Source organism: Polaromonas sp., assembly GCF_031411155.1.
Classification (GTDB): domain Bacteria; phylum Pseudomonadota; class Gammaproteobacteria; order Burkholderiales; family Burkholderiaceae_C; genus Polaromonas.
The window spans coordinates 1-4565 of sequence record NZ_JANOAL010000227.1 but is presented as its reverse complement, the minus strand read 5'-3'; the positions used below and the strand labels follow the sequence as shown (position 1 = coordinate 4565).

The 4565-nt window shown below is 63.0% G+C and carries 6 protein-coding genes; 1 reads left to right on the top strand and 5 read right to left on the bottom strand.

Features of this window, described 5'->3' with window-relative positions; all coding sequences use genetic code 11:
- The coding region (locus tag RMO23_RS13955) for an MFS transporter (protein ID WP_309682664.1) at window positions 1-166 on the top strand (166 nt) is incomplete at its 5' end.
- Window positions 167-285: 119 nt separating this feature from the next.
- Here the strand turns inward: RMO23_RS13955 and queC are convergent.
- The 5 genes from queC to RMO23_RS19710 all read right to left on the bottom strand — a co-directional run bounded on the left by queC (window position 286) and on the right by RMO23_RS19710 (window position 4556).
- Window positions 286-990 carry a 7-cyano-7-deazaguanine synthase QueC gene (gene queC, locus RMO23_RS13950; RefSeq protein ID WP_309682661.1) on the bottom strand — a complete coding sequence of 235 codons (705 nt, stop codon included), beginning with the start codon at window positions 988-990 and terminating at the stop codon, window positions 286-288.
- Window positions 991-1009: 19 nt separating this feature from the next.
- Window positions 1010-2188: a fumarylacetoacetate hydrolase family protein gene (locus tag RMO23_RS13945; protein ID WP_309682659.1), complete on the bottom strand. Its 1179-nt coding sequence runs from the start codon at window positions 2186-2188 to the stop codon at window positions 1010-1012.
- Window positions 2189-3113: 925 nt separating this feature from the next.
- A complete protein-coding gene (locus RMO23_RS13940; RefSeq protein WP_309682657.1) occupies window positions 3114-3563 on the bottom strand; it encodes a type I restriction-modification system subunit M N-terminal domain-containing protein in 450 nt (149 codons plus the stop codon).
- Window positions 3560-4222 (bottom strand): hypothetical protein, encoded by a 663-nt coding sequence (locus RMO23_RS13935; RefSeq protein WP_405041607.1) that lies wholly within the window; start codon window positions 4220-4222, stop codon window positions 3560-3562. The genes RMO23_RS13940 and RMO23_RS13935 overlap by 4 nt, the downstream gene beginning before the upstream one ends.
- Before the next feature lie 160 nt (window positions 4223-4382).
- On the bottom strand, window positions 4383-4556 hold the full coding sequence (locus RMO23_RS19710; protein ID WP_405041606.1) for a type IV toxin-antitoxin system AbiEi family antitoxin: 174 nt from the start codon (window positions 4554-4556) through the stop codon (window positions 4383-4385).
- Window positions 4557-4565 lie beyond the last annotated feature (9 nt).

Below are 4565 nucleotides of genomic sequence, written 5' to 3'. Positions count from 1 at the left end.
CTACATCGAGCAGATCGTGGACGAGTCCTGGACCGAGCACCTGCGCCGTTTTGACCGCGTCACCGCCAGCGACGTGGCCTTGCGCGAGCGCAAACTCGCCTTTCACCTTGGCGACGAGCCGCCGGTGGTGACCCGCAGTGTGGTCGAAGGACCAGTGCGGATTTAAATACCCCCACGCTTGTCGCTTCGCGTACTGCGCTGCCCCCCGAGGGGGCCGCTGCGCCTGCGGCCCGGCAAAGCCGGTTCCGCGGCCCCTGCTGGCGTGAAGAGCAAGCCCTGCGCTTTTTACAACGCACCCTGCGATGCAAAACGCTGGTAACCGCGCGCCCGCAGCTCGCAAGCAGGGCAGGCCCCGCAGCCATAGCCCCAGGCGTGGCGCTGCGTGCGGTCGCCCAGGTAGCAGGTGTGGGTGTGCTCAACAATCAGCTCCACCAGCGCCTGGCCGCCGAGTGAAGCGGCCAGCCGCCAGGTGTCGGCCTTGTCAATCCACATCAGCGGGGTTTCGATCAAAAAGCGTTTGTCCATGCCCAGCGACAGCGCCAGCTGCATCGCCTTCATGGTGTCGTCGCGGCAGTCGGGGTAGCCCGAAAAATCGGTTTCACAGACACCGGTCACCAGCACCTGCAGGTCGCGCCGGTAGGCCAGCGCCGCTGCCAGCGTTAAAAACAGCAGGTTGCGCCCCGGCACAAAGGTGTTGGGCAGGCCCGAGCTTTCCATCTTGAAGGCGACATCGCGCGTGAGTGAGGTGTCACTGACCTGGCCCAGCACGGCAAGGTCCAGCAGATGGTCTTCGCCCAGCCTGGGCGCCCAGTGCGGAAACTGCGTTTTGAGTTCGCGCAGCACATTCAGGCGCGCCTGCAGTTCCACGACATGGCGCTGGCCGTAGTCAAAGGCCACGGTTTCAACCCGCTGGTATTTGGAAAGGGCCTGGGCCAGACAGGTGGTGGAGTCCTGGCCACCAGAAAAAAGAACGAGCGCGGAGGTATGCATGGTGGGGTGTATCCCGTCTTCAGATCAGGCGGCGACGCGCCAGGCTTTGCATCAGCGCCGCCATGCCGAAGGTCCACGGCGCGGCCTGGTCGGACGTGGTCACGCGATTGACCAGGCTGCCCAGCTGCGGCGTGGCCACGGACACCACGTCACCGACCACATGCGTAAAGCCCTGGCCGGGGCCGTGCCGGTCTTGCGTGGGGGCGAACATGGTGCCCAGAAACAGCATGAAACCGTCGGGGTACTGGTGGTTGCGGCCAATCGCCTGGGCCACCAGGTCCAGCGGGTCGCGGCTGATTTTGCTTAAAGAGCTGCCGCCCTTCATTTCAAACCCTTCCGGGCCGGTCACCGTCATCGTCAGGTCGCTGCGGCGCACATGGTCGATGCCGAAATGCTCGTCGAACAAGCGGATGAAGGGGCCAATCGCGCAGGAGGCGTTGTTGTCCTTGGCCTTGCCCAGCAGCAGCGCGCTGCGGCCTTCAAAGTCGCGCAGGTTAACGTCGTTGCCGAGCGCCGCGCCCTGCACCTCGCCGCGCGAATTGACGGCCAGCACGATTTCAGGCTCGGGGTTGTTCCAGTGGCTGTGCGGGTGGATGCCGACCTCGGCACCGGTGCCGACCGCGCTGAGCGGCTGGCTCTTGGTAAAAATTTCGGCGTCGGGGCCAATGCCGACCTCCAAATACTGCGACCAGACGCCCTGGGCAATCAGCACCTCCTTGAGCCTGGCCGCCTCGGGCGAGCCGGGCTTGATGCTGCCGAGGTTGTCGCCAATCACGCTTACCACCGCATGGCGCACCGCCTCGGCCTTGCTGGCATCGCCGCGCGCCTGCTCTTCAATCACCCGCTCCAGCATCGAGGCCACAAACGTCACGCCCGCCGCCTTGATCGCCTGCAGATCGCAAGGCGCGAGCAGCCAGGGCAGCGAGGGCCGGCGCGCATCGGCCGCTGAATTGGCCAGCACGGCGGCGGTATCGGCCAGGCGCGGCAGCGTGGGGACGGCCGCGCGCACCACCTGGGCCACGCCGGACAGCTCCAGCAACTGGCTGGCGGTAGCGGCGACGCTCGACAGGTCGAAAACGTCGCTGGCAGTGACCAGTACCAGCGCCGGCCCGCTGCCTTCCACCCACACCCGTCCAATCAACAGCGCGTCGGGCGCATCCACAGGCAGGGCGGAAGAAAGATTGAGAAGGTTTTTCATGGCGGTGTGCAGGGTTGAGGGCAAACGGGCGCATCCATTGAATGAGCTTGAGTGCTGATGCTACAGCGGCTAAAGCGCTCAGGCGCTCCCCGGTACCGCCGGCCCCTCATTTTCAACCAGATTTTTAATCAAATCCACCTGCAGCCCTCTATTTACGGCAATTCAATGCTATTTAATTAATAGCATTATCAGCGGAAGCAAGCGAAGGACCGGGCGACGAAGCCCGCATCGACACCCACTGCCACATTCTTGATCGGCGCGCTTTGCCTACGCGCCCGACGCGGCCTACCGCCCGAGCAGGCCCGCCATGGCGCCCACATTTTCAGCCACGGGGAATCAGAAAATTACCGGTGACCGCGCCTGAAAGCACCGCCGGGACTTCCCCGGAAGCCGCCATGCCCACCCCCAAAGCCCCCAGCATGATGGCGATGGCCGCTGAATGAGTGGAAGCCGAAGTTGAAGGATACCGGCGGCCCTATGTACCAAGGGTCATAGTAGTAAGGGTAGGGGTACGGGGCAGCATAAACGGGAGGCGCCACATAAACGGGTTGGCCATTGGCATCCGTTCCGTACGCATAGGGTCCAGGGTTGGCAGGCCCATAGACCGCGCACCCACCAAGGGCAGACGCGACAAGCAGCGAAAAGGTAAGGCGTTTCGCCACGCCTTTCATGGATTGCTTCATAAGCGCTAGAGGCGCGGCGTTTTCCACAGTTCAGTGGCGTTTTTGTTTGTTACACCCTTACCGCAGTTACAACTGCAGCACCACCAGCCGCGCGCCGGCTGCTGCTGTGCGACACACCACGGCGCCTACTGGACTGGCGTTGAGCGCAAAAAGTGGCTCTAACCCATACAGAACGTGGGCAGCAAGCTACTAAAGTTATAGCAAGCTAAGCACCAACCTCCGCCGCAAGGTCGCTCCCCAGGTCACCCGCAATCAGCCGGAACTGCTCCAGCGCCGCTTCCAGATCGTCGACGATCTCCTGGGCAATCACGTCGGGTGGCCGACCAGTTCTCGGCATCAATCAGGTCCACCACCAGGCGGCGCAGCTTGGCCGGGTCCTGAAACTTGTTTTGCGCCTTGCCAAAGATCAGGCCGATCGTGCCCTTTTCAGCCCCCAGCTTTTCCAGCGTGTGGCGGTAGTGGTCAAACAGCTCGTCACCGTCTTTTGCCAGCAGCGAAGGCCAGTCGTAGCCCTTGGCAATCGGGCTGGGCTGGCTACCACCGACGTTGAAGGGCGGCTGGCTGCGCTCGTCGGCCATCTTGAGGAAGAGCAAATAAGTGAGCTGCTCGACATGGTCGCCATAGCTCATGCCGTCGTCGCGCAGCACGTTGCAGTAGTTCCAGAGTTTCTGGACGATGGTGGCTGAGTTCATGGTTTGGGTCTTCTCAAGTGGCGCAGGCCTTCGCACAAGCCTGCAATCATTGCCACTGCCAGGCCGGTGTCCAGCCGCGATTGCTGGGCCAGCAGGCGCTGGCCCTCCTCGTCTGCCTCAGGCTGCAAAATTTGTAGTACGCGCTCCGCAGCAGCCTCATCGAGCAACTGCCGCAGATCTCGCCCGAGGAGCCGAGCACTGGCCACCTCATGCACATAATCTGGCGCCTCAAAAAGATCCGGGTAATACCGGGCAGCATGGTCGTATCTGTCGCAGTCCAGATAGTGGCGCAGGTAGAGCATCAAATCGCCTGCATCACGCCCGGGGTGGGTGAACTTGCGGTCCTGCCAGGCGGTGACCTTCAGCAACGCCAGCGCAGGCAAGCTGGCTACCAGAAGGCTGCCCCCACCGGGCAAGCGCACTTCATGGCCGGAGCGCATCGCTTCCTGCATGCCAAAGCAATCGAACACGGTTTGCTCGCTTGGCGGCCAGGCCAGCGTGCGGTTGGGCCGCTCCACGCCACCAAACGGCACGATATCCAGCGGTCGGCCAGAGCGGTGCCAGAGCTTGTGCGTTGCATCCTTAAATCTCGCCTCAAACGCCCCGCCCGCGAGCAGCGCCTGGCGCAAGGCCTCAAAAGTGGCCCAGTCGCGCACCATCACGCCAAAATCCATGTCTTCGGTCAGGCGCAGGGTGTTGATGCCATATGCGTGCAGCAGCATCACATCACGCGCGGCTGCCCCCATCAAGAAAAGCGGCGCGCCCAGTTTGGCAGCCTCCCGCTGCAAGGGGCGCACCACATCAGCCAGCGGCTGCAGCTCAGGCTTGGCGGACAGGTCGAACAACATGTGTTTCATACAGCCGCTTGGCAGTTTCAATACAACGCGCATCACCAGTGGCCAACAAATCGGCATACACCAGCACCGGCGGCACGCAGGCATCGCCATCGCCATCGCCATCAGCCTGCGGGAAATGCCAAAAGCGCCGGCGCACTTCCACCAC

What these genes read in the sequence shown, in the direction of transcription:
- queC (WP_309682661.1), bottom strand. Translation starts at nt 990, where the DNA reads ATGCATACCTCCGCGCTCGTTCTTTTTTCTGGTGGCCAGGACTCCACC.
- RMO23_RS13940 (WP_309682657.1), bottom strand. Translation starts at nt 3,563, where the DNA reads ATGAACTCAGCCACCATCGTCCAGAAACTCTGGAACTACTGCAACGTG.
- RMO23_RS13945 (WP_309682659.1), bottom strand. Translation starts at nt 2,188, where the DNA reads ATGAAAAACCTTCTCAATCTTTCTTCCGCCCTGCCTGTGGATGCGCCC.
- RMO23_RS13935 (WP_405041607.1), bottom strand. Translation starts at nt 4,222, where the DNA reads ATGGTGCGCGACTGGGCCACTTTTGAGGCCTTGCGCCAGGCGCTGCTC.